Origin of the sequence: Ligilactobacillus salitolerans, from assembly GCF_003864415.1 — a bacterium.
Lineage (GTDB): Bacteria > Bacillota > Bacilli > Lactobacillales > Lactobacillaceae > Ligilactobacillus > Ligilactobacillus salitolerans.
Window position 1 is genome coordinate 1 of sequence record NZ_BFFP01000096.1, and the last position, 690, is coordinate 690.

Consider the following 690-nt stretch of genomic DNA (forward strand, 5'->3'; position numbering starts at 1 on the left):
GAATGACTAATCGTCATGAGGCTGAAGTCTTTGCGCTTTTGACCCCAGTAACTTTGAGCCATCAAGCTGTTAATCAGATCGTGCATGTCACTGGTGCACAGATCAAGGCTCAGAAGGAAAGTGAAGCCGTTCAAGCTCAAGATACCATTGAAAAAAGTAAATTGACAAAACGTCGCCAAGTCCCTTATTTGGTGGTCACTGGAGATGCTTTATTGTTTAAAGAGTTTGGCAATTCGGTTCACCATGGTTCACTGCACCGGATCACGGTCCATGAAGGCAGCCAGAAACTGTTGAAGCGTAACGGGAAGCCGGTTAAGCAGCGCAAAGAATTAATTAATGCGAAGACTTTCTCAGGCACTGACCGTGAAGCTGTTTTCTGGCAAGCAGACATGTACCTGCACGCCCACTACGACTTGCGAGAAACGGTCGTTATTACTAACTCTGATAACGGCAGTGGTTATACTGCGGACAAGTTTGAACGTTTCGGGAGTGGTGCTAAACAATGGATCCATCAGCTAGATCATTTTCATGTCCGTCGCAAGCTGGAGGAGCGCTTAAGTCAATCACATCCAGAACTGATTCAAAAGCTACTGCGGGCAGTCTTTCGTGATTACAGCGTGAAGGATGTTGAATTAGTTTTAACCACGGTCGACAGCCAATTGAGTACTGATCCCAGTGGAAATTATTTAG

At 45.7% G+C, this 690-nt stretch carries 1 protein-coding gene; it reads left to right on the plus strand.

Annotated elements, in window-relative coordinates; genetic code table 11:
* A partial coding sequence (locus tag LFYK43_RS12205) for a UPF0236 family transposase-like protein (protein WP_174714001.1) occupies positions 1-690 on the plus strand: 690 nt, incomplete at both ends.